General features: G+C 63.3%; 21 protein-coding genes and 2 pseudogenes. 19 read left to right on the top strand and 4 right to left on the bottom strand.

Annotation, left to right across the window (positions count from 1 at the left end; all coding sequences use genetic code 11):
* Window positions 1–53 precede the first annotated feature (53 nt).
* The gene (locus tag X744_RS149070; RefSeq protein WP_023760992.1) at window positions 54–1082 is read right to left on the bottom strand and encodes a LacI family DNA-binding transcriptional regulator; all 1029 of its coding nucleotides are present in this window, start codon (window positions 1080–1082) and stop codon (window positions 54–56) included.
* 336 nt (window positions 1083–1418) lie between these two features.
* Between X744_RS149070 and X744_RS149075 the strand changes: the two genes are divergently transcribed.
* From X744_RS149075 to X744_RS149125, 13 genes and pseudogenes are all read left to right on the top strand, one after another.
* Window positions 1419–3032 (top strand): extracellular solute-binding protein, encoded by a 1614-nt coding sequence (locus tag X744_RS149075; RefSeq protein ID WP_023760991.1) that lies wholly within the window; start codon window positions 1419–1421, stop codon window positions 3030–3032.
* An 81-nt stretch (window positions 3033–3113) separates the two neighbouring features.
* Window positions 3114–3974, top strand: coding sequence for a carbohydrate ABC transporter permease (locus X744_RS149080; RefSeq protein WP_023760990.1), 861 nt, complete (start codon window positions 3114–3116; stop codon window positions 3972–3974).
* Window positions 3971–4930: a sugar ABC transporter permease gene (locus tag X744_RS149085; RefSeq protein WP_023760989.1), complete on the top strand. Its 960-nt coding sequence runs from the start codon at window positions 3971–3973 to the stop codon at window positions 4928–4930. Before X744_RS149080 ends, X744_RS149085 begins: the two co-directional genes overlap by 4 nt.
* Window positions 4927–6018 (top strand): ABC transporter ATP-binding protein, encoded by a 1092-nt coding sequence (locus X744_RS149090; RefSeq protein ID WP_023760988.1) that lies wholly within the window; start codon window positions 4927–4929, stop codon window positions 6016–6018. The genes X744_RS149085 and X744_RS149090 overlap by 4 nt, the downstream gene beginning before the upstream one ends.
* A 1-nt stretch (window position 6019) precedes the next feature.
* Window positions 6020–7081 (top strand): ABC transporter ATP-binding protein, encoded by a 1062-nt coding sequence (locus X744_RS149095; protein ID WP_023760987.1) that lies wholly within the window; start codon window positions 6020–6022, stop codon window positions 7079–7081.
* Window positions 7082–7116: 35 nt separating this feature from the next.
* Entirely contained in the window at window positions 7117–8202 is a 1086-nt protein-coding gene (locus tag X744_RS149100; RefSeq protein WP_023760986.1) for a Gfo/Idh/MocA family oxidoreductase, read from the top strand.
* A gap of 55 nt (window positions 8203–8257) precedes the next feature.
* Window positions 8258–9172 (top strand): sugar phosphate isomerase/epimerase, encoded by a 915-nt coding sequence (locus X744_RS149105; protein ID WP_023760985.1) that lies wholly within the window; start codon window positions 8258–8260, stop codon window positions 9170–9172.
* Between the two features lie 59 nt (window positions 9173–9231).
* Entirely contained in the window at window positions 9232–10413 is a 1182-nt protein-coding gene (locus X744_RS149110; RefSeq protein ID WP_023760984.1) for an aldose 1-epimerase family protein, read from the top strand.
* 49 nt (window positions 10414–10462) lie between these two features.
* Window positions 10463–11545 carry a fatty acid desaturase family protein gene (locus X744_RS149115; protein ID WP_031260701.1) on the top strand — a complete coding sequence of 361 codons (1083 nt, stop codon included), beginning with the start codon at window positions 10463–10465 and terminating at the stop codon, window positions 11543–11545.
* 17 nt (window positions 11546–11562) lie between these two features.
* Window positions 11563–11811 (top strand): annotated as a pseudogene (locus X744_RS0137690) (MocE family 2Fe-2S type ferredoxin); the annotation flags it as partial.
* A gap of 4 nt (window positions 11812–11815) precedes the next feature.
* Window positions 11816–11986: pseudogene (locus tag X744_RS0137685) on the top strand (Rieske 2Fe-2S domain-containing protein); the annotation flags it as partial.
* A 35-nt stretch (window positions 11987–12021) separates the two neighbouring features.
* Window positions 12022–12822 (top strand): 3-methyl-2-oxobutanoate hydroxymethyltransferase, encoded by an 801-nt coding sequence (locus X744_RS149120; protein WP_023760982.1) that lies wholly within the window; start codon window positions 12022–12024, stop codon window positions 12820–12822.
* A 185-nt stretch (window positions 12823–13007) separates the two neighbouring features.
* Window positions 13008–14441: a DHA2 family efflux MFS transporter permease subunit gene (locus X744_RS149125; RefSeq protein WP_023760981.1), complete on the top strand. Its 1434-nt coding sequence runs from the start codon at window positions 13008–13010 to the stop codon at window positions 14439–14441.
* 17 nt (window positions 14442–14458) lie between these two features.
* Here X744_RS149125 and X744_RS0137675 read toward each other — a convergent pair whose 3' ends face one another.
* The gene (locus X744_RS0137675) at window positions 14459–14713 is read right to left on the bottom strand and encodes a hypothetical protein (protein ID WP_156938593.1); all 255 of its coding nucleotides are present in this window, start codon (window positions 14711–14713) and stop codon (window positions 14459–14461) included.
* Here X744_RS0137675 and X744_RS149130 point away from each other — a divergent pair.
* From X744_RS149130 to X744_RS149155, 6 genes are all read left to right on the top strand, one after another.
* On the top strand, window positions 14712–15698 hold the full coding sequence (locus tag X744_RS149130) for an ABC transporter permease (RefSeq protein WP_023760980.1): 987 nt from the start codon (window positions 14712–14714) through the stop codon (window positions 15696–15698). The two genes, X744_RS0137675 and X744_RS149130, sit on opposite strands and share 2 nt — an antisense overlap.
* A 62-nt stretch (window positions 15699–15760) precedes the next feature.
* Window positions 15761–16786: a sugar ABC transporter substrate-binding protein gene (locus tag X744_RS149135; protein WP_023760979.1), complete on the top strand. Its 1026-nt coding sequence runs from the start codon at window positions 15761–15763 to the stop codon at window positions 16784–16786.
* Window positions 16787–16861: 75 nt separating this feature from the next.
* Complete coding sequence (locus X744_RS149140; RefSeq protein ID WP_023760978.1) at window positions 16862–18985, top strand: SMP-30/gluconolactonase/LRE family protein; 2124 nt, start codon at window positions 16862–16864, stop codon at window positions 18983–18985.
* Entirely contained in the window at window positions 18982–20037 is a 1056-nt protein-coding gene (locus tag X744_RS149145; protein WP_023760977.1) for a hypothetical protein, read from the top strand. The genes X744_RS149140 and X744_RS149145 overlap by 4 nt, the downstream gene beginning before the upstream one ends.
* On the top strand, window positions 20037–21533 hold the full coding sequence (locus tag X744_RS149150; protein WP_023760976.1) for a sugar ABC transporter ATP-binding protein: 1497 nt from the start codon (window positions 20037–20039) through the stop codon (window positions 21531–21533). Before X744_RS149145 ends, X744_RS149150 begins: the two co-directional genes overlap by 1 nt.
* A 341-nt stretch (window positions 21534–21874) precedes the next feature.
* Window positions 21875–22282, top strand: a complete 408-nt coding sequence (locus X744_RS149155) for a carboxymuconolactone decarboxylase family protein (RefSeq protein ID WP_023760975.1) — start codon at window positions 21875–21877, stop codon at window positions 22280–22282.
* Between the two features lie 45 nt (window positions 22283–22327).
* On the opposite strand, the gene X744_RS149160 is transcribed toward X744_RS149155, so the two are convergent.
* Together X744_RS149160 and X744_RS149165 are read right to left on the bottom strand one after the other, a co-directional pair.
* Window positions 22328–23215 (bottom strand): amidohydrolase, encoded by an 888-nt coding sequence (locus X744_RS149160; RefSeq protein ID WP_023760974.1) that lies wholly within the window; start codon window positions 23213–23215, stop codon window positions 22328–22330.
* A complete protein-coding gene (locus tag X744_RS149165) occupies window positions 23215–24351 on the bottom strand; it encodes a VWA domain-containing protein (protein ID WP_023760973.1) in 1137 nt (378 codons plus the stop codon). Before X744_RS149165 ends, X744_RS149160 begins: the two co-directional genes overlap by 1 nt.
* Window positions 24352–24467 lie beyond the last annotated feature (116 nt).

Genomic DNA, 24467 nt, shown 5'->3' with positions numbered 1-24467 from the left:
AAAGACCGAGCGGGGCGGGCGCCTTTGGCGCGCCGCGTCGCTCGTTCGGTCCGTCAGATCTCCGGGATGTTCTCCTTGAAGATCACCTGCAGCCTCGGCTGATGCAGCTCGTAGGGCAGCCCCCTGACAGCATGGGTCAGGGTGTTGAGCGCTTCGCGGGCCTCGACGCGCGGATTCTGGTCGATGACCGCGTCGAGCGTGCCATCGAGCAGAAGGTCCTTGGTGCCGTCCGTCACCTCATGGCCGAGGAAGACCATGGACCGGGCGCGGCCGCGCTCCTTGAGCGCGCGCGCGATGCCGGTGTTGCCGGCGCCGACATTGTAGATCGCGGCAAGGTCGGGATGCCGCTCCAGCAGGGCAGATGCCTCCGAATAGGCCTTTTCGCGGTCGTCGAGCATTTCGCGCATTTCGACGATCTGCAAATTGGGTGATTCCTCCGTCAGGATATGGCGGAACCCCATCTCGCGTTCCTCATGGCCGCGATAGGACAGCGAGCCGGCGAACAGCGCCACCTTGCCCGGCCGTCCCGGTCCCATGAAGCGGCTGAGCAGATAGCCGGCGAGCCGCCCGGCAGCGCGGTTGTCGATGCCGATATAAGCGACCCTGGGCACATGCAGGATGTCGGAGGCGATGGTCACCACCTTGATGTCGTTGGCCGAAAGCGAGCGGATCGCCTCGCGCACCGTCGGGTGGTCAAGCGCAATGACGCCAACGCCTTGCGTCTGTCCGCGTAAGTCCTGCAGCAGGCGGGCGAGGCCGTCCGGGTTGAACCCTTCGATGGTGGCGATGTGCACATCGAGGTCGGGCCGTAACTGCGCCTGCGCCTCGATCTGGCGGTGCAGCATCTTGATGAAGGAATTGGTGCCGGCGGGCAGCGCGAAATCGAGCCGGATGACATCGCCTTGCGAGTGCCGCGGCGGCGCCCCGTTCGGGCTTTCGGCGATATAGCCGAGGCGCTGCGCCATCTCGATCACGATTTCTCGCGTGCGCGCCCGCACGCCGGGGCGGTTGTTGAGCACTCGGTCGACCGTGGCGGCCGAGACACCGGCTTCCCGGGCTATGTCAGTCAGGGTGGACCGCACCGTCTTTCATCTCCTGCATGCGTCAGGTCGGCTGGCGACGGCTTTCGCGCCGTCCGCGATTCTGATGGGAAATGATGTATCCGCCCTTAGCCGATGCGCAAGCCGCCGCGCTAAATCAGCTCGTCCGGCAAGGCTGCGCGGCGCCGGGAGCAGCCGTTTCCCCTCAAATCGAGGCATCAGAAGAGACCTGTAGATCCCGGTTTTGCGCATTTCCTCACCCTATTTGCGATGTTGTGATGTGTTTTGACTACTTATGATGTTGACAGGCTTCCCATGCTGCCGTCAATATCCCTCACAGGGTCGTGGAGGAAACGTGGCCCTAAGGGAGGAGTTTCAATGTCCAATTTGATCCGCATCTCGCGGCGTCGCTTGCTGGCGTCCGGAGGAAAGGCGGCCGTGATCGTGGCCGCCACCGGCATTGCGCCGCAATTCATTCGTCCCGGCCGGGCCTATGCGGCCGACGCGCTGGCGCCGGGCATGATCGGCGGCCCGACGGGCTTCGATGGGGCCGAGCGCTATCAGTATAGCGCCGAAACGCCGGAAGGCCGCGCGATCGAGGCGGCCAAGGCGCTAAAGGGGGCCGGCAAGGCGCCGGCCAAGATCGTGCTCGGCCTGTCCGACGGCTCGATCGGCCAGCTCACGCAGCCATTCCCGGCCGGCGCGCCCTCGATCAAGGATCTGTGGGAAAAGGAGACCGGCATTCCGATCGAAATCGTCGGACTGCCGAACGGCCAGGAATTCACCAAGACGATGCAGGACATCTCCACCAAGGGTGGGGCCTACGACATCTATTCGACTGAATGGAACCGCCTCGGCGACCTCGCCGAAACCGGCGGCATCGCAAAGCTCGACGACTTCGTCGCGCAGCACAAGCCCGAGTGGGACGATCCCACGAACGGCTATGTCAACGGCGCCAAGGGCGTATCGCTGCTCAACAAATACCGCGGCTCGAACTATGGCGTGTCGCTGGACGGCGACTTCCAGACCTGGGTCTACCGCGCAGACCTGTTCGGCGACGAAGCCGAGAAGAAGGCGTTCAAGGACAAATACGGCTACGATCTGGCCCCGCCGAGAACCTGGAAGCAGCATGGCGATATCGCCGCCTTCTTCCAGCGCCCGGACAAGGGCCTGTTCGGCTCGACCGATCTGCGCAACCAGGGCTGGGGCTACACCAACTGGTATCAGCGCTACGTCTCGATGGCCTCGCCCAACCAGTTCCTGTTTGGCGACGACGGCAAGCCGATGATCAATTCGGAACAAGGCATTGCGGCGACCAACGAATATGTCGCTTCGCTCGCGCATCATTCGCCGGATGCGATCTCCTGGGGTTGGCCCGAGCAATACGGCAACTTCGCCAAGGGCGGCGCGGCGATGACCTGCGCCTTCTCCAACTTGCCGAAATTCCTCGACAATGTCGGTAACAAGGATTCGGCTGTCACCGGCAAGATCGGCTCGATGCTGCCGCCCGGGCGCGAGATAGACGGCAAGCTGATCAGCCGTTCCGTGCTCTGGTTCTCGCTTACCGGCATGGTCTCGGCGCAGTCGAAAAACCAGGAGGCCGCCTACCTCCTGCTGCAGTGGCTGGGTTCCGCCCGCATCTACGCATGGATGAGCGCCAACCCCGGTGGTTACCTGGACCCGTTCCGGCTATCCGATTTCTCCGATCCGCTGGTGCGCCAGACCTATCATGCCTACCACATGGACGTGGTGCGCGAGACGGTGGCTCGCACCGTGCCGACCATCAACTATCCCGGCGCGACAGCCTTCCACAATGCGCTCGACGAGAACCTGATGGCGGCGCTGACCAAGGCCAAGACATCGGAGCAGGCGATGGCCGATACCGAGGCCGAGTGGAAGAAGATCGCCCGGCGCACCGGCGAGGACAAATTGCTCGAAGCTATCAAGACCAACAAGGAGGCCTGGCCGACTGTTCTTGATCCAATCGTCTGATCCGTCTCCCTGGATCACACCGAAGGAGGGGAGGAGCGTGCTTCTCCCCTCCGCCCACAACGCCACCAGCAAAGCCGCCAGATGAAGCGTTCGATTCCTTTCGAGATATTCCGCTACGCCGCGATCTTCGCCACCATGGCGGTGACGCTGGTGCCAATCCTGTGGATGGTGTCGATGGCCTTCAAGCCGATCGCGGAATGGTCGGCGACCGGCGCCGACCTGACATGGTGGCCGAAGAACCCGACGCTCAGCAATTTCCGTTTCGTGTTCGGCGAGTCGACCAACAATCTGATCGTCGCGCTCGACCACACGGCGCTGAAGCCGATCCTCTCATCGCTGCTGTCGGCGGTTTTCGGCACGGTGATCGCCATGTCGGCGGGCACTGCCGCGGCTTACGGCCTGTCGCGTTTCGGCTCCGGCCAGAACTTGCCGCTGGCCTTGATCCAGCTGCGGCTGTTTCCGCCGATGGCGGTCATGATCCCGGTGATGATCATGTGGGCCTTCCTCAACTTCACCGACAGCTGGTGGGGGTTGGCGCTGATCTACGGCATCGTCACCTTGCCCTTCGCCTTCTGGCTGATGAAGACTTTCTTCGACGACATGCCGCGCGAGATCGAGGAGGCGGCCCTTGTCGAAGGCTGTTCGCGGCTGCGCGTCTTCACCCGCATCACGCTGCCGATGATGCGCGCGCCGCTGGCGAGTGCCGCGCTCTTCGTCTTCATCCTCAACTGGTCGGACTATCTGATCGCGCTGCTTCTGACGACGCGCGAATGGGTGACGATCCCGGTCTACATGGCTTCGTTGTCGTCCTCGATGACCGGGCAGCTCTATGGCGCCAAGGCAGCGCTCGGCCTGATCGCTGCCGTGCCGCCGGTCATCATGGGCATCGCCATCCAGCGCCATCTGGTGCGCGGGCTGACATTCGGGGCGCTCAAACAATGAGCGCGGTGACTGCCATGATCTTGAAGGACGAAATGAAGACCGTCGGAGCAAGGCCGGTTTCGCACGACGAGGGCGCAAGGTTGGGTTTCCGCCTGACGCTGCCGGCGCAGATCCTGGTGCTGTTCATCTCGGCCTTCCCGCTGTTGATGCAACTGTACATCAGCGTGACCGACTGGTCGCCGCTGTCGGGCCTTGGCTGGTGGAATGCCTGGTCGCTGTGGAACAGCTTTGCCAACTACACTGACCTTGCCGCCGATGCGCGCTTCTGGAGCGCGTTGAAGCGCACGGCCATCGTCATGATCGTCTGCGTGCCGGCGGAGTTCCTGCTCGGGCTGGCGCTGGCGACGCTGTTTGCCGACGACTTTCCGGGCAAGCGCATCTTCTACTCGGTCCTGCTGATGCCGATGATGGTGGTGCCGGCGGTGGCCGGCTACATGTTCTTCATGCTGTTCCAGTCGGGCGGCCCGGTGAACGACATATTGTCGGCGCTCACCGGTTCTCCCGTCACCATCGCCTGGCTGTCGGACCCGACGCTGGCGCTGATGGCCGTCATGGTCGCCGACATCTGGCAGTGGACGCCGCTGATGTTCCTCATCCTGCTCGCCGGCCTGATCGGCGTGCCGGAGGATCAGATCAAGGCGGCGACGCTGCTCGGTGCCAATCCGTGGCAGCGCTTCGTCACCATCGTGCTGCCTAAGATGAAGACGATCATCATCATCGCACTGGCGATCAGGGTGATCGAGAACTTCAAGATTTTCGACACGCTCTACATCATGACTGGCGGTGGCCCCGGCGTCGCCACCGAGACCATCTCCGTCTACATTTACAAGCTCACCACCCAGGACCTGATCTGGGGCTATGTGGCGGCGATAGCACTCGCCATATTGATCGTGCTCTCGATCGTCGCGGTGTTCGCCATGAAGCGCATGGTGCGGGCACGCGAGGTGCCGGCATGAGCGCCATTCACCTGCAAAACCTGGTCAAGAAATTCGGCGACTTTACCGCGCTGAAGACGATGGACCTGGCAATATCAGACGGCGAGTTCATGGCGCTGCTCGGGCCGTCGGGCTGCGGCAAGTCGACGACGATGAATATGATCGCCGGCATGGAGGAACCGACCGGCGGCAAGATCCTGTTCGGCGAGCGCGACATGGCCGGCGTGCCGATGGGGCGGCGCGGCGTCGGCTTCGTGTTCCAGAATTACGCCATCTTCACCCATATGACGGTGCGCCAGAACCTCGCCTACGGGCCGAAGATGCACGGCACAGCGAAAGCCGAGATCGACCGCCGTGTTGGTGCGATCGCCGAGATGCTGCAACTGACGCCGCTGCTCGACCGCAAGGCCGACCGGCTGTCGGTCAACATCTTGCAGCGGGTGGCGATCGGCCGTTCGGCGATCATGGAGCCGGCGATCTTCCTGCTCGACGAGCCGCTGTCCAATGTCGATGCTGCTTTCCGGGCGGTCATGCGCACCGAGCTGAAGCAACTGCAGCGCCAGTTCCGCCAGACCATGGTCTANGTCACCCACGACCAGCTCGAGGCGATGACCATGGCCGACCGCATCGCGGTCATGGATCATGGCGTGCTGCAGCAGGTCGGCACGCCGCTCGAGGTCTACAACGATCCGGCCAATGTCTTCGTCGCCCGCTTCATCGGCGCGCCGGGCATGAACCTGCTCAAGGGAAGACCGGCGGAGAGCGACCGCGGGCTGGTCGTCGATCTCGGACCGTTGGGCATCACCCCGCCGCTGCCGAGTGATCTCGCGGCGGCTATGCGCGGCGCGCGCGGCGAGGTGCTTTACGGATTCCGGCCGGAACAGGCGACGCTGGTGCAGAATGGTCAGGGTCTCGCCATGCAGGTCACCTTCGTCGAACGGATCGGCGCGCGCACCATCGTTCATCTCGGGCAGGGCGAGGCTGCCGTAAAGACAGTGTTCGACAATGATGTCGGCCTGGCGATCGGCGACACCGCTATCGTCGCTCCCGCCGCGTCGTCGGTGCGCGTCTTCGACGCCGCCAGCGGCCTTGCGATCAAGGCAGGTTGAGATGGCCGATATCGTCTTTCGCAATGTGACCAAGCGCTACGGCGGCACACTCGCTGTCGACGACGCCTCGTTCACGGTCAACGACAACGAGTTTTTCTGCTTCTTCGGTCCACCGCTGTCGGGCAAGTCGACCATCCTACGTCTGGTGCTCGGGCTGGAGACGCCAGACTCGGGAGAAATCCTGATCGGCGGCAGACCGGTCAACACTGTGTCGCCGGCCGAGCGAAACGTGGCGATGGTGTTCCAAAACCTGGCGCTGTTCCCGCATATGAGTGCGCTCGACAATGTCCGCTTTCCCCTTGTCGAACGCCGGGTCGCCGAGGTCGAGATCAAAAGGCGGGTCGCCGACGTCGCGGCGAAGCTGCATATCGGCCATATCCTGCATAAGCCGCCGGGACAGCTTTCGGGTGGCGAGCGACAACGCGTGGCGATCGCGCGCGCCCTGATGCGCGATCCCAACGCCTATCTGATGGACGATCCGATCTCGGCGCTCGACGCCAGGCTGCGCGAAGAAACGCGCGTCGAGTTGAAGCGCATCCAGCGCGAGCTCGGCAAGACGCTAATCTATGTCACGCACGACCAGGAAGAGGCGATGTCGGTCGCCGACCGCATCGCTATGCTGGAGGACGGCAGGATCAGGCAGATTGGTGCACCAGCCGAACTCTATGACCATCCGGCCAGCACCTATGTGGCGCGGCTGCTTGGCTCGCCGATGATGAACATCTTGAAATCGGCGCGCGGCGAGGGCGGTGTCGAAGCGGCTGAAGGCACGATCCGCATTGCCGACAAGACTGCTCCAGCCGATGCCGTCGAGATTGGGCTCAGGCCGGAAGATATCAAGGTTACAGCGTGGGCGGACGGGGGCTCGGGCCGCCCGGCGCGGGTGTTCGAGGTCGAGCCGCTTGGCGGCTACACCGTGGTGACGCTCGCTGCCGGGCAGGCGCGGCTGAAGGCATTGCTGCGCGGCCAGCCCGACATCCGGCCGGACGCGATGGTGGCGATATCCTGCGAGCCGGCCAGGGTGCATTATTTCGGACAGAGCGGGGGAGCGCTGGCACGATGACGGCGGCCGCAAGGAAAGAGTCTCGGGAGGATCAGATGGCACACAAGGGTTTCGAGCCGGATGTGAAGGTCCGAACCAAGGAATACCGGATCGGCTGCGTCGGCGCCGGCATGATCATGGCCGAGTGTCATCTCGCTGCCTACAAGGAAGCTGGCTTCCCGGTGGTGGCGATCGCCTCGCGCACCCGGGCCAGTGCCGAGAAGGTGGCGACCCGCTGGGGCATCGGGACGGTGCACGATACGCCGGAGCAGCTGATCGAGGATACGAATGTCGAGATCATCGACCTTGCCTTTCCGCCCGACCAGCAGCCGGCGTTGATCCGGCACGCGCTGAAGCAGAAGCACATCAAGGCGATCCTGGCGCAGAAGCCATTGGCGTTGTCGGTTGACGAAGCGGTCAAGCTGCGCGACGAGGCGGCCAAGGCCGGCAAGATCCTCTCGGTCAACCAGAACATGCGCTACGACCAGTCGATGCGCGTCTTGAAGCAGATCATCGACAGCGGTGCGCTGGGCGACATCGTCTTCGCGCAGATCGACATGCACGCCATCCCGCATTGGCAGAGCTTCCTGGAGGACTACGACCGGCTGACGCTCGCCAATATGAGCGTGCACCATCTCGATGTGCTGCGCTTCCTGTTCGGCGACCCGGACGAAATCACCACGCTGACGCGCAAGGATCCGCGCACGAAATTCGACCATTCCGACGGCATCACCGTGTCGACGCTGCGCTTCCCTTCCGGCGTGCTCGCCGTGTCGCTGGAGGATGTCTGGTCCGGTCCGCGCCAGGATGGCTACAAGGACGACCAGCATATCAACTGGCGCGTCGACGGCACCAAGGGCGTCGCCAAGGGCACCATCGGCTGGCCGACGGGAGCGGCCTCGACGCTGACTTATGCCTCAACCGAGACCACCGGCGGCGAATGGATCAGCCCGAGCTGGGACACGATGTGGTTCCCGCATGCCTTTATCGGCGTGATGGAACAGCTCCAGCACGCGGTGAAGACCGGCACGCCGCCGGCGCTGTCGGTCGCCGACAACGTCAAGACCATGGCGCTGGTCGAGGCGGGCTACCGCTCGATCGACGAAGGCCGCACGGTCAAGCTTTCCGAAATCGCTACCTGATCACCGCTACTGAAACACCAGACAACTGAATCGCTTACAGGGAGGAATTCACACCATGATGCAGGCTGGCATTTTTACGGGCTATTTCCCGTACGGTCTCGAAGAGACGGCGAAGAAGATCCGCGGGCTCGGTTTCAACACGGTGCAGCTCGACCTTCATTTCAAGGATGTCGACCTGTCGGCCGGGCAGATCACCAGGGACAAGGCCAAGACGGTGCGCGACGTCTTCCGCGACCACAATCTGCCGGTCTGCTGCGTGTCGGGCTACACCAACATCATCCATCCCGACAAGGCCGAGCGCGACAGGCGCGTCGGCTACCTCAAGGAGATCATCCGCAATGCCCGCCATTTCGGCAGCCCCTACGTGATCTCGGAAACCGGCACCTACAACACCGAATCCGACTGGGTGCATCACCCCAAGAACAAGACCGAGGAAGGCTTCGAGGAATGCCGCAAGGTGGTCGCTGATCTTGCCCAGACGGCCTATGACCACGGCGCGGTGTTCCTGCTCGAGACCTATGTCAACAACGTCGTCGGCTCGGTCGAGGAGACGGTCAAGATGTTCGCGCAGGTCGATCATCCCGGCCTCGGCCTCCTGATGGATCCGACCAATTATTTCGAGACGCACAACATCGACCGCATGGACCAGATCCTGAACCAGGTGTTCGACACGTTGACCGACAAGATCAGGATAGCCCACGCCAAGGACGTCAAGCGTTCGGGCGGCGACAAGTCCGAGAAGCACGCCGATATCGGCGACGAGGACGCGCTGGAGAGCCACACGTTCCGTGGCGTCGGTGAGATCGAACTGCCGGCCCCTGGCCTCGGTTCGCTGAACTACGACCTCTATCTCCAGCGGCTGGCGGAAAAGCATCCGAACATCCCTGTCATCATCGAGCATCTCTCGGAAGACGATGTGCCGCGCGCCAAAAAATTCCTCGACGGGAAGTTCCGCGAAAACGGTCTGTGAGAGGTGGTTAGCGCAGCCGATTGAGGGGACGACAGTGCAGTGAATGAAGCGGCCGTGACATGGTAGAACTTTACGGCAAGACGCTTTCGCGCCGGCAGGTCTCGGAACGCTCGGGCATGCTGTCGCAATTTGCCGGCGTGCGGCTGATGACGCTTGGCGACGGGGTGGAACGCGGCATCCGCATGCTGGAGTTCCGCACCGGCTCGGGCCTGCGCTTCACAGCGCTGGTCGACCGGGCACTCGATATCGCCGACTGCGACTTCAGGGGACAGGCGATCGGCTGGCATTCGCCGAGCGGCTTTCGTCATCCCGGCCTGCACGACTATGAAGGGGAAGGGGGGCTCGCCTGGGCGCGCTCTTTTTCCGGGCTGCTCGTCACCTGCGGCCTCGATCACATATTGGGCCGGGAAGAAGTGCCGGCCGACAGCTACAACTATCCGGGCAGGAAGACCGTGGTGCATTCGCTGCACGGCCGCGTCGGCACCATTCCGGCGCGGCTGACCGGTTATGGCGAGGCCTGGGACGGCGACCGCTGCGTGCTGTGGGCCGAAGGCATCGTCCAGCAATCGGCGGTGTTCGGCGAGGACCTGCATTTGCTGCGGCGCATCGAGGCCGATGTCGGCGGCAACGAGATCCGGCTGTCAGACCGCGTCGTCAATCACGGCTTCAACCGCACGCCGCACATGTATTTCTACCATGTCAATGTCAGCCACCCCTTGCTCGATGAGGGCGCGCGCTATCTGGCGCCGATCCGCGATGTCGTCTGGGCCGGGCATGATGGCGAGCGCTACGAGGCGCAGAAGGTCGGCTACCGCACCGTGCCGGCGCCGCGACTGGGTTTCAGCGAACAGGTCTGGCAGCACGACATGGCGGCGGACGGCAATGGCGAGGTGCCAGTGGCTGTTGTCAACGACCGCCTCGGACTTGGCTTCGAGGTCGTGACCCGCAAGGACCAGCTGCCTTGCGCCTATCAATGGCAGAATTTCCAGGCCGGGCAATATGCGCTGGGCATCGAACCCTCGACGCATCATGTGCTCGGCAATCTCGCGGCGCGCGAGCGTGGCGAGATGATCTGGCTGGAGCATGGCGAAGGCCGCTCTTATGATGCGGTATTCCGGGTGATCGACGGCGCCGGCGCGATCGCTGCTGCCGAACGGAGGATCGTCTCGATCGCCAGGCAACCGCAACAGGATTATCCTGCGCCGTCGCGCAACTTTCCGAGACTGGCGGGCAGGGCATGATGCGAAACGAATGCTCCGGCCGGCGGGTCGGATATCGGAGGTCGATGTGATGGGAAAAAAGCGCGACTACAGCCTGGTCGGCGAAAGCACACGCATCGCGATCGAGACCGGATTGGCCTCGGCGGAGTGGTACCACACCGACGTTCCTCGCAAGGCAATGAAGGAGCTGATGCAGCGCTCGGACGGGCCGGCGATCCGCGACACGATCATCTGGATATCAGCCATACTGGGCTCCGCCGCCGGTATCATCTGGTTCTGGGGCACGTGGTGGGTGGTGCCGTTCCTGCTCGTCTACGGCGTGCTCTACGGCTCCTCCAGCGACTCGCGCTGGCACGAGTGCGGCCACGGCACCGCCTTCCGCACCCGCTGGATGAGCGATGTCGTCTACCAGATCGCCAGTTTCATGCTGATGCGCAATCCGGTGACCTGGCGCTGGAGCCATGCACGCCACCACACCGACACCATCATCGTCGGCCGCGATGCCGAGATCGCGGTGATGCGTCCGCCGGACCTCTTGCGCGCCGCGCTTGCCTTCACCGGCATTCTCGATTTCCGTTATTCGCTGCCCACACTGGTGCGCAATGCGTTCGGCAGCATCTCGCCCGACGAGAGGAGTTTTATCCCCGAGATGGAGCTGCGCAAGGTGGTCACCGCCGCGCGCTGGCATATCGCCATCTATGTCGCGGCGATCGCGCTGGCGCTCTATTTGTGGTCGTTCCTGCCGCTGGTGCTGATCGGCCTGCCGCGCCTCTATGGCAGCTGGCACATGGTGCTGACGGGCCTGCTGCAGCATATCGGGCTGGCAGACAATGTCACCGACCACCGGCTGAATACGCGCACCGTCTACATGAACCCGATCAGCCGCTTCATCTACTGGAATATGAACTACCATGTCGAACATCACATGTTCCCGATGGTGCCCTATCATGCGCTGCCGAAGCTGCACGAAATGATCAAACATGACCTGCCGGAGCCCAATCCATCGATCTGGCATGCCTATCGCGAGGTCTGGCCGGTGCTGATCAAGCAGCTCCAGTACGAGGACTACTTCCTCAAGCGCGAATTGCCGCCGACGGCGCGGCCGTACCGCGAGGAATTCCACGCGCTGACCGTTCCGGCGGCGGCGGAATAGAGTTGCAGGAGACAGAGATGGCCGACTGGGTTGAAGCGTGCGCCGTCGATGATGTCGAGGAAGAGGACGTCATCCGCTTCGACCACGGCGGACGCACTTTCGCCAGCCCGGATGACGAGTACTTCGCCACCGACGGCTATTGCACGCATGAGAAGGCACATTTGGCCGACGGGCTGGTGATGGACGACATCATCGAATGCCCCAAGCACAATGGCCGCTTCAACTACAAGACGGGCGCGGCCAGGGGCGCGCCGGTCTGCGTCAACCNAGAAGGCACATTTGGCCGACGGGCTGGTGATGGACGACATCATCGAATGCCCCAAGCACAATGGCCGCTTCAACTACAAGACAGGTGTCGCCAAAGGCGCGCCGGTGTGCGTCAATCTCAAGACCTATCCAGTGCGCATCGAAGCTGGCAAGGTTATGATCGAGATCGGCTGACCTGCCGCACCATGTAACAGAGGGGACCCCTTTCGATGAGCCGAAAAAGACCGACCGTCGCCGACCTGCGCGCCATGAAGGGCAAGCGCCAGCTGACCATGCTACGCGTGCTGACGATGGACGAGGCCGAGGCCGCCGAGCGGGCAGGGGTCGACATCGTCTCGGTACCGCCCGAACTGGTGCTCAACCCGCAATACCGCGATGCGGCGCCCAGCCTGTTCACAATGCCCGGCGAGAATTTCTACGAGATCGGCACGGCGGACGATTTCGTGCGCTGGGCCTTTCGGCTCTACAAGGCCAGCGCCGACGCGGTCTATTGCAGCGCCGGTTACGCCACGATCAAGCGGATGGCGGACGATGCCATTCCGGTGATCGGCCATGTCGGCCTCATTCCTTCCCGCGCGACCTGGACCGGCGGCTTCAAAGCGGTCGGCAAGACCGCCGACACCGCCATCCAGATATTCGAAGCGGTAAAGCAGCTGGAGGCCGCCGGCGCCATCGGCGCCGAGATCGAGGTCGTGCCTGTCGAGGTGGCCAAGGCGATCTCGGAACGAACATCGTTGATCATGCTGTCGATGGGGGCGGGCACCGGCTGCGACGCGCAATATCTGTTCGCCGACGATATTCTCGGACAGAACCGTGGCCACATGCCTCGTCACTCCAAGGTCTATCGCAATTTCGCCGCCGAATATGATCGCTTGCAGGCCGAGCGCATCGCCGCGTTCTCGGAATATGTCGCCGACGTCAACAGCCTGGCCTATCCCGAAGACAGGCATGTCGTGCACATGGACCCGGCCGAGCTACGCCTGTTCCTGGACAAGGTCGGCCGGAGCTAAGTCCGTCTGCCAACTTCCGCTGGCGAGCGCCGCGTAGCGCATCTCGGCGTCGATGCCGAGCATTGGCTCGAGATGGACATGCGGCTCGAACACCGTCTGGCCCTCGCTTTTGCGCGGCGCGACACGAAAGTTTGTTGCGCTGTGCCTGGACGCTGCTAACAAATGCTGTTCAAACCGCTTCCGTCATGACTGCCATTCCCGAGACCGAGACCTTACCCGAAACGGCCACCAATGCGCGGCGCGTGGCGTTGATCGTCGCCATCGCCTTCTTCATGCAGCTGCTGGATTCGACCATCATCTCGACCTCGCTGCCGCAGATGGGCGCGTCGTTCGGCGTGCCGGCGGTGGCGATGAGCATCGGCATCACCGCCTATATGCTGACCATGGCGGTGTTCGTGCCGCTGTCGGGCTGGCTCGCCGACCGGTTCGGCGCACGCAACATCTTCCTGCTGGCGATTATCCTGTTCACATTGGCCTCGCTCGCCTGCGGCTTCTCTCAAGACCTGAGCCAATTCGTCGCCGCGCGTGTCGTGCAAGGGCTGGGCAGCGCGCTGATGACGCCGGTCGGGCGCATTCTCGTCTTGCGCAATGCATCGAAGTCCGAGCTGCTCAACGCCACCGCGCTGATCACCTGGCCGGCGCTGTTTGCGCCGGTGGTCGGGCCGGTGCTCGGCGGCTTCATCACGACCTATCTGTCCTGGCACTGGAACTTCTTCATCAACATCCCGCTCGGCGTGATCGGGCTGGCGCTGGTCGCCCGCTTCATTCCGGGCGACCGCGAAGCAGACCCCAAACCGCTGGACTGGCCGGGCTTCGTGCTGACATCGGCCGGGCTCGCTTTGCTGCTCTACGGCCTCGAGCGCATCGCGCATCCGGAAGACGGTGTTCTGCCGACCGTAGCGCTGATCGCTGCCGGGATCGTCATCGGCTGGCTGGCGGTGTGCCATCTCAGGCGCGCGCCGCATCCGCTGCTCGATCTCTCGTCGTTCAAGGTGCTGACCTTCGCCATCTCGACGCTGGCCGCCGGCACCATCTTCCGGGTGGCGATCAACGCCACGCCATTCCTGCTGCCGTTGCTGTTCCAGGTCGGCTTTGGCCTCAGCCCCGTCGATGCCGGCATGATGATCTTGGCCTATTTCCTCGGCAATCTCGGCATGAAGACTGTGACGACGCCGACGCTGCGCCGCTTCGGCTTTCGTTCGGTGCTGGTCGTCAACGGCCTGATCGCCTCGGCGGCGATCATGGCCAGCGCGGCAATCTCGCCGCAGACGCCGCAGGCGCTGGTGGTGGCGCTGATGCTGATCGCCGGTCTGTCGCGCTCGATGCAGTTCACCGCACTCAACACGCTGGCCTTCGCCGATATCGATGCGGCGCAGCGTAGCTCGGCGGCGACACTGTCCTCGATGCTGCAGCAGGTGGCGATGCTGTTCGGCGTGGCGGTGGCGGCGGCGGTCCTCAACTTGTCGCAGATCGCCAGGGACAGGCCGGCGCTCGACCTTGTGGATTTTCGAATCGCCTTCCTGGTGATCGGCGCCATTGGGCTGGTGGCGGCGTTGCGTTTTCTCGCTCTGCCGGCGGGTGCGGGCGCCGAGGTCTCCGGGCATACGCCGGGAAATTGACATCGAATTTTTCCACCTCATGCGGAGATAAATTCCGCCTTGCGCTTTCGTGTTGAAGTGGTTCTTTCACCGGTGGCCGTGATGGCGGAACCGATTGCCAAAAATGCAGGGTTTTCCATGGATTGCGCCAGCTTCGGCAATCGATGCGTCCACTCGGTGAATATCACTGCCAGCCCAGGTTCTGAACGCGGATTCATTTGACGAACCGGCGCCGGGCCGATTAGCTTTCTTCCCAGGGATGGCAGCACTGCCATCGGGGCAAACGCAGACATGAACACGATCGGCTGGCCGAATTTCAGGAGCCTTAATCAGGAAGGCATTGTCTTTGCAATCGCGGTGGTGCTGTTCGTTGCCGCGGCGATAGGCCTGCCGGGCTTCGTCGACCCCAACAATCTTGTCGCCATCGTCCGCTCGGTGTCGGTGCTCGGCATCCTCGCGCTCGGCATGGCCGTCGTCATCATCGGGCGCGGCATCGACCTCTCCGCCGTGGCGATCATGGCGATGTCGGTCGCCTGGTATCTGCAACTGCTGAATTCGGGCATGCCGGACGGGCTGGCCTTCGCCTATGTCCTGGCCGGTGTGCTGGCCATCGGCCTGCTCAACGGTTTTCTCGTTGCCTATGCCGATGTACCGGCGATCTTCGTGACGCTGGCGACCGGCTCTTTCGTCTTCGGCTATGTGCGCTCGCAACTGATCACGCAGGACGCCGTGCCGGTGCCGCAGGGCCACTGGGTCGAACTGCTCGGCGGCCTGCGCTTTCTCGATATTCCGATCGAGGTGTTCATCTTCGTCGGCCTCGCGTTCCTGTTCTTCCTGTTCCTGCGCTACACCAAATGGGGTCGTTACATCTATTTCGCCGGCGACAATCCGGTGGCGGCCCGCAACATCGGCATTCCGGTGCGGCCGATGCTGATGCTGCGCTATGTGCTTTCCGCCTTCGTGGCCCTGATCGCCGGCCTGCTGACGGCGGCCAGCCTGCACTCGATCAACACCCGCATCGTCAATTCGACGCTGCTCTACGACATCGTGCTCGTGGCGGTGATCGGCGGCATCGGCTTGTCCGGCGGGCGGGGCGGGGTGCGCAACGTGCTGGTCGGTGCGGCGCTGATCGGCATCCTGCTCAACGCCATGACCATCATCGACATTCCGCTGCTCTACCAGAACCTGATCAAGGCGGCGATCCTGCTGGGGGCGATCATCGTCGACGGCATCATCAATCCACGTGACGAGCAGACCGCTCAACAGGGCGACATTTAGGGGTACCCGGTCCGATCCATCCCGATCGGCCGGCAATGAAAATCGAAACGAGAGGATCTGACATGAAATTCATCAGGACATTGATGGCCGCCGCCACGGCACTCGCCGTCACCGCCTTCGTGGCGCCAACCTTCGCCGCCGACGATCCCGGCCCAGCGGCTTACGCGCAGGCACTCAAGGGCAAGCGTGTCATGCTGGTGCCGCTGGCGATGGGCTTCGACCTGGCGCAGGGTTGGGCGCACTACCTGAAGACCGAGGTCGAAGCCTGGGGCGGCGTGTTCGAAACGCGCGACCCGAATTGGGTGGTCGATGCCGGCGCGCAGGCGATCACCGACGCCATCTCGTCGGACACCAGGCCGGACGTGCTGATCATCCATGCACCGGACCTGAACTCCTATTCCAAGCTGATGAAGAAGGCGCAGGCCGCCGGCACCTACGTGATCCTGGTCGACAATCCCGCCAACTTCCCGGCCGACGCCTTTGTCGGCAGCGACTGGGACCGGCTTGGCCAGCTCGAGGCCGAAGCGGCGATCAAGGGCTGCGGCGAAAATTCGTCGAAGAAGATCGGCCTCGTGCAGGGCGACCAGGCGAACTCCTCCAGCCTTTATCAGTATGCCGGCATCATGAAGGTGCTGGACAAGCATCCCGACTTCAAGGTGGTGGCGAAGCCCGATTCCAACTGGGATGCGACGACCTCGCGCAACGTGACGACGACGATGCTGCAGCAGAACCCGGATATCTGCTCGATCATCGACTTCTGGGATGGTGACGCCACCGGCGCGTCCGCCGCGATCCGCGACGCCAAGCTCGACGGCAAGGTGTTCCTGGTCACCACCGGCGGCGGCGAGAAGGCGGCCGATTGCGACAAGCTGCAGGACGGCACCTATGGCGCCGTGGTGATGACCGAACTTGCCCGCCAGTCCGGCGACATGAACGCGATCATCAAGTTCCTGCTGCAGAGCGGCCAACCGGCCGGCACCTCACACACCTACATCTACACGCTGGAAAAGGCGACCACCAAGGCCGACCTCAAGCCAGACAGCTGCTGGGACCTGAAGGCGCTGCAGGCGCAAGCGGCGGCGAAATAAGGCCTTACTCTCCAACACCGATCAACGAGGTGGCCGGATTGCCCGGCCACCTCCTTCTCTTGCTGCAGTGACCTGATGTCCTTTCGCGAACGCCTCCAGTCCTGGCGCTACAATCTCGTGCCCGACCATGTCGTCGGCGAGATCCTGACCAAACGCTGGACCGACAACGCCATTCCGTTCCTGGCGCTCGTGGTGACGCTGGCAACCTTCGGCTCGATCATTCCCGGCTTCTTCAAGCTGACGGCGCTGCAGGAATCGACCCGCCAGCTCGGTGAATTCTCGATGGTGGTCACCGGCATGACCGTGGTGATGCTGGGCGGCGGCATCGACCTGTCGGTCGGCTCGATCTTCGCGCTGTCCTGCTTCTCCGCCGTTTATGTCTTCTTCATCCTCGAACAGTCGATCTGGCTGGCGCTGGCCGCGTCGGTCGCCACCGGACTCGTCTTCGGCGCCATCAACGGCTATCTCGTCGGCTACCTCAGGCTGCGCGCCTTTCTCACCACGCTGGTCACCTTCATCTTCGGCCGGGCGCTGTTCGACATCCTGGTCACCACCTACGCCGCCGATGTGCAGCTCTCGACCGCCACTTCGGATGTGCTCGACTTCATCGGCGACAGCACCTTCTGGGGGCTCTCCGTCTCGGTGTGGCTGGCGATCATCCTGGCGATCGTCACCCATATTGCGTTGACGCGGTCGCGGCCTGGCTGGCACGTGCTGGCGGTCGGCGGCTCCAGGCGCTCGGCGCACAATGCCGGCATCCGCGTGCGCCGCACCGTGTTCATGACCTATGTCTTCTCGGGCTTCTGTGCCTCGATTGGTGGTTTCCTCATCGCCTGCCGGCTGAGTGGGGCAGGGCCGGGCACAGGCCTCAACCTCGAGATCATGGCGCTGACAGCGGCGGTGGTCGGCGGCGTCAGCCTTGGCGGCGGGCGCGGCTCGGTGATCAAGGGGCTGATGGGCGCGATCATCGTGCTGACCATGACCAATGGGCTGATCCGGATGGGCTATGGCACCGGCACGAACCAGATGGTGCTTGGCATCATGCTGGCGGTGGCGGTGACGATCGACATCCGTTGGCTGAAGAACCGCCACAAGGTGCTGAACGAGGTCTATGTCGCGCCGGTCTATCTCAAGATGGGCAAAACGCAGTCGGCGGCGCCCGGCTCCGGCACATCATACGAGCTCGACAACCGGCTGTCGGCCGCCGACCATATCGGGCTTGGCGAGTTGGAGGGGCCGGAAGACGTCATCCTCGACCGCGACGACAACCTCTATTGCGGTACGCGCCACGGCGAGATCGTCCGCTTCTTCGCGCCGGACTATGTCAAATCGGAAGTATTCGCTCACATCGGTGGATTCCCGCTCGGCCTCGCCTTCGACAAATCGGGCAATCTGATCAGCTGCGTCGGCGCCATGGGGCTTTATTCGGTCTCGCCCGATCGGGAGGTCAAACGCCTGTCAGCGGAAACATCGCGCTCGTGGACTTCGATCGTTGACGATGCGCGGTTGCGCGATCCCAACGACTGCGACATCGCGCCGGACGGGCGGATCTATTTCACCGATTCGACCAAGCGCTACGATGCCCACGATTGGGCGCTGGACTCGATCGAGAACCGCGCCACCGGGCGTCTGCTGGTCTACGACCCGAAGGACGGATCGACCAGGACGCTGCTCGACGGCTACCGCTACACCAATGGTGTGTGCATGGCGCATGATGGCAAGTCGCTGTTCTTCGCCGAAAGCTGGGCCTGCCGCGTGCATCGCTACTGGCTGGAAGGGCCGAAGGCCGGCACAGCCGAATGCGTCATCCGCGACATGCCTGGTTATCCCGACAACATCAACCGTGCCTCCGACGGCAATTACTGGATGGCGTGGCTCGGCATGCGCACACCGAGCTTCGACCTGTCGCTGCGCCACCCCGATATGCGCAAGCGCATGACGCGCCGGCTGCCGCAGGACGAATGGCTGTTCCCCAACATCAACACCGGCGGCGTGGTGAAATTCACTGAGAAGGGCGGCATCGTCGAGGCGATGGGCGACCTCTCGGGCGGCGCGCATCCGATGGTCACCTCGATGCGCGAGCACAAGGGATATCTGTTCGTTGGCGGCATCCTCAACAACCGCATCGGCCGCTACAAGGTTGCTGGCGCCGACCCGAACTGGACCAGCCCCGCTTCCTACTGGGGAGCGAAGTCATGATCCTTGATCCCGTGCTCGACCTGTTTCGCGGCAAGGCCGTGACCATTCCGCCGCTCGACGGCGCTTTTCGGCCCAATACGCGGCTGGACGATGCGCCAGCTTTTGCCGAATTGACGGAGCCGGACAACCTGCTGGTTTCTGGTGAGAGGGTGCTGGCTTCCAGCGGCAACGCTATCTATTCGCTTGCTGCCCGAACCGAGCCCAAAATTGTCGAAACCTTTCCGTCTGCTGTCACGGCGCTGGCGCTCTCGCCATCCGGCGAACTGACCGTGGGGCTGGAAAGTGGCAAGCTGCTGATATCAGGCAAGGAGGTTCCGCTGCCGGCTGCTCTCAGCTGCATCACCGCACTTGCCTATGCGGATGACGGCACGCTGTGGCTGGCCAATGGCTCGGCCGAGCGCGCGCCTTCGCAATGGGCCGCCGACCTGATGAGGAAGGGGGCGTCCGGTTCGCTTTGGAGGCGGGACGCGGCAGGCGGCGGCTTCCGCAAGGTCTCTGGCGACATCGCCTTCCCCTATGGGCTCTATTCCGTCGGCAGGGATGTTCTGGTCAGTGAAAGCTGGCGTCATCAGCTTGTCCGCTTTGATGGCGCGACGGGCAACCGCTCGACGGTGCTGACGCATCTGCCAGGCTATCCCGCGCGACTGTCGCCCTCCGCCGATGGGGGCGCCTGGCTGACCCTGTTTGCGCCGCGCAACCGGCTGATCGAATTCGTGCTGCAGGAGAAGCACTACCGCCAGGACATGCTGAGCCAAGTGCCGCCAGCCTACTGGATCGCGCCCGCGCTGGCCTCCAGCCGCAGCTTTCTCGAACCGCTGCAATGTGGCGGCATCCGCACCATGGGAATCCACAAGCCATGGTCGCCGAGCCGCTCCTACGGGCTGGTGGTCAGGCTCGACCAAGACATGCAGCCGCAATTCAGCCTGCACAGCCGCGCCAACGGCACGCGCCACGGCATCTGCAGCGTGGCGGAAAGGGACGGCATCCTGTTCATCGCCTCCAGAGGCGGCGATTGCGTGCTGGCTGTCGACCTCGCGTCGGGAGGTTTTTGATGGAACCGATCGTTCGGCTGGAGAACGTCACCAAGACCTATCGCGGCGTGCCGGCGGTGAAGAACGTCAGCTTCGAGCTGCGCAAGGGAGAGATCCACGCACTGCTCGGCGAGAACGGCGCGGGAAAATCGACGCTGACCAAGATCATTGCCGGTGTCGTCGACGCCACATCAGGCAAGATGGTCCACCATGGCCAGGAGATCGCCTACGCCTCGCCGCATGCCGCGCTTGAAGCCGGCATCGCCATGGTGTTCCAGGAAACCAGCCTGGTGCCGTCGATGACGGTGGCGCAGAACCTTTATCTCGGCACCGAAAAGTTCCTCAACCGGCTGCGCGGTACCTACATCTCCGCGCAGCAGTTCCTGCAATCGCTGAATTTTCCGGTCGACCCGAACGCCATGGTGGCAACGCTGGGTGCGGCCAAGCGGCAGATGGTCGAGATCGCACGGGCGGTGCACCACAATGCCGAGATCATCATCTTCGACGAGCCGACGGCGACGCTGACGCCGGAAGAGAAGCGACACTTCTTCGCGCTGATTCGCAGGCTGAAAGCGAGCGGCGTGTCGATCGTCTTCATCAGCCACGCTCTGGAAGAGGCGCTGCTGATTGCCGACCGCATCACTATCCTGCGCGATGGCGAACTGGTGATCACCGACGACACATCGGCCTTCGACCGTGACAGGATCGTCGCCGCCATGGTCGGGCGCACGCTGTCGGGGCAGATCTACCGCCAGCGCGACGAGTCCAAGCTGCGCAAGGCTGGCAAGAAGGTGCTGTCGGTGCAGGACATCTCGATGAGCAATGTCGTGCGCAACAATTCCTTCTCGATCTTCGAAGGCCAGATCACCGGTGTGTTCGGGCTGATCGGCTCCGGCCGCACCGAGACCTTCAAGATCGTCTCCGGCATCTACAAGCGCGATTTCCTGCGCGGCGGCGCCATCGAACTGGACGACAAGCCGGTGCGCTATCTCGTGCCCAGCGAAGCGGTGGCCGACGGCATCGTCTACGTCACCGAGGACCGCAAGAGCGAAGGCATCTTCGAGACGATGGGCATTGCCGAGAACCTGTTCGGCGGGCTTTTGGCGGCAGGCCGCGAAAAGGCGTGGGTGATCAACGCGCAGGAGATGCGCGCGCTGTCGGCCGAATGGACGAGGACGCTGAATATCAAGGCGATCAACGACAATGCGCGTGTGGTCGAACTCTCCGGCGGCAACCAGCAGAAGGTGGTGATCGGCAAGGGGCTGGTGCAGCAGCCGCGCATCGTCATTTTCGACGAGCCGACGCGCGGCGTCGATGTCGGCGCAATCGCCGAGATCCACCAGATCATCAATCGGCTGGCCGACGAGGGCCTCGCCGTGGTGGTGATCTCGTCTTACCTGCCGGAGATCATGAACCTGTCCGACCGTATTCTTGTCTGTAGGCAAGGGCGTATTGTGGAGGAGTTTTCGCCGGCGGAGGCCACCGAGGAGAAGATCATGTACGCGGCGGTTCACTAGGGCTCTGGGTGGTGCGTACGTCGATAATTGGCTGGGACGTTCATCCCTTCGTCATCCACGGGCGAAGCAAGGAGCGTAGCGACGCGGCGCAGACCCGAGGATCCTGTCATGCCGTTACTCCGTAGCGCTGCCGCGGTGCAGAATTCCGCTTCGCTGCACTCTTCGGCAGAGGTCACGGAATGGATCCCAGGGTCTCCGCGACGGAGCTTCGCTCCTGCTTCGCCCTAGGATGACGAAGTTAAGGCCATTGCGCGCCAAAAAATTGAGTCAGAGAAGCTGGTTAGCCGCCTTTGCTCGGAACTTGATTTAACGTTCATCGATCGAAACGAAAGGATCACGCCATGGCCACCACAAGACTTCTCAGCGATGCCGAGGTGGAGAAAGTCCCGGCGGTGAAGGCCGTGTTCGACGATATCCGCGCGACGCGCAAATCCGATTTCGTCAACAATTTCTGGCGTGGGCTGGCCAACGATCCGCCGGCGTTGAAGCGGATCTGGGAACAGTTGAAGGTGGTGATGGTCGCTGACAGCGCCATCGATCCGCTGACCAAGGAGATGATCTACATCGCGGTGTCGACCGCCAATGGCTGCTCCTACTGCGTCCACTCGCACACGGCAGCAGCTCGCGCCAAGGGCATGACCGACGCGCAGCATGGCGAACTGGTGTCGATCATCGGGCTCGCAGGCCAGACCAACCATCTGGTCACGGCGCTGCAGATCCCGGTCGATCCGCAGTTCGAGGTGAAGTAGGCGGCTTACCTTATCTTCTCACTTGTGGGGCGGGAAGCGCGCGTCTCACACCGGCCGGTAAACCTTCTCCGCCGTGTTCCAGAAAATATCAGCCTCCGCCGCCGCGCCATGATTGGCGATCGCATTGCGGTGCGCCTTGATCAGTTCGGCGTGGCTGGTCCATAGCTTCTCGATCGGGAAGTTCGAGCCGAACATCAGATGGTCAGCGCCCAGGATCTCGATCGCGTGGTCGACGATGTAGGCGATCAGCGCCGGGTCGTTGCGGTGGACGAAGGTGCCGAGGCCGGAGAGCTTGGCGTAGAGATTGGGTGCGGCCGACAGCGTGCGCAGGCCGGTCTTCCAGGCTTCGATGGCTTCCGGCTCCATGCCGGTTAGCATGCCGGCATGGGTGAGGATGAAATTCGTTTCGGGGTTTTCGCCGACCAGCGTCAGGCCGTCCTTCATCTGAGCAGGGAAGAGCTGAAGGTCGAAGGACAAGCCATAATCCTTCAGCCGCGCTACATTCGCCCGCACCTTGCGGTCGATGACCTGGTCCGCCGAAGCCGCAAAACGGAAGGCCGGCGTCTCGTGCCAGTGTAGTTGCATGCGCACGCCGCGCAGCAGCGGATATTTTTTCAAGCGATCGATCTGGGGCCTGATGTCGTCGGCGGTCATGTCGGCGTAGCCGACGATGGCATGCGGCCAGTCGGTCTCGTCAGCGGTCTTCTGCAGGAAGGCGACTTCATTCTCGAAATCCTCCCTGGCCCAGTTGGTCTGGACATAGACCGCCTTTTCGACGCCGGACCCCTTCTGATCGGCCAGAAACTCCTCGATCGGATAGTCGCGGCGGATTGGCTCGTAGGGGCCGAAGATGCGCGGCAGCATCGGTCCGACCAGCCAGGGCTGGTCCTTTTGGCGCCAGATGTGAAAATGTGCGTCGATTACCTTCTGCATCACGAAACCCTCTTCCAGATTGTCGTCGCCGCCGGGGCAGGGCGGGCGAGCGACAGGATGAAATCGGTTAGACCCTTGAGCGACGAGCCGTCGACGAGATCGTCGATCACCGGCAGGATGGCGCGAAGTGCCGCCGTTGCCGGCCTGAAGCGCGGGTCGCCGGCCAAAGGCGTTGCCAGCGACAGCCGGAACGCGCGGGCGCTCAGCCGGCGCATCGCCATTTCCAGCTCGCCATGGTCGCCGCGTTCCAGCGCGTCGGACAGGATGACGACCGCGGCACCGCGCGCGAAAGCGGAAAAGCGCGGCACTGAGAGGAAGGCGAGCAGTGTCGGTCCCATGCGGGTGCCGCCGTCCCAGTCGTCAACCTGGGCGGCCGCGCGGGCCAATGCCTGGTCGCGGTCGCGGATACGCAGTGCTGAGGTGATACGGGTCAGCCGCGTGCCGAGGGTGAAGATTTCGGCGCGATCGGCGCCTTGCACCGCGACATGCGCCAGTTTGAGATAATCCGCTGTATGCAGCTTCATCGAGCCGGACACGTCGATCAGCAGCAGCAGCTTTCGGGGGACGGTCTGGCGGCGGCGCAGCAGCGGTGAGGGCACGTCGCCATCGGCACTGACGATTTCCCTGAGCGATCTGCGCAGATCGAGCTTGCCGCGCGAGTGCGTGCGCATGGTGCGGAAGGAGCGGCGGGCGGGCAGGGCGGACGCCAGCTTGCGGCGGAACGCGGCAAGGCCGTCATCGTCGCGCTGGAAATCGCGGCGGCTCAATTGCTCCAGGGCCGAGGACAGCTCGCCGCCTTCTTGCTGCCGGTCGGCTTCGATCTGTTGTTCGTCGGCGCCGCCATCATCCTTGATGCAGGTTTCCTCGTCGGCGTCGCCTTCGACCATCGCCGATGTATTGCCGTAGAAATGGCTCTGGAAATGCGCCTCGAATTCGTCGCGGCGGTCGGGCGGCGGCGCTAGCGTCGCGAGCGCCGCCTCGCGGATATCGGCCATCGAGCGCGGCCCGAGCAATGTCACCGCTTGCATTAAGCTGGAGACCTGATCCGGCGCTATGGCAAAGCCGTAGCGGCGCAGAAGGCGGGCAAAGCCGAGCAAGGGCGCGGCGGCGCGGGGCAAGCTTTTCCCCCGCATCATTGCGTGGCGCCCCCCTCTGGCCTGCCGGCCATCTCCCCCTCAAGGGCAGGGGAATCGCACATGAGTACAAAGGGACTCTTGTGTGGTGTGCGGAAATCGATTCTGAAAGGACCTCT

The sequence above is a fragment of the Mesorhizobium sp. LNHC252B00 genome (assembly GCF_000502955.1).
GTDB lineage: Bacteria > Pseudomonadota > Alphaproteobacteria > Rhizobiales > Rhizobiaceae > Mesorhizobium.
The sequence above is the reverse complement of the archived record's forward strand: the minus strand, read 5'-3'. Positions and strand labels throughout refer to the sequence as shown.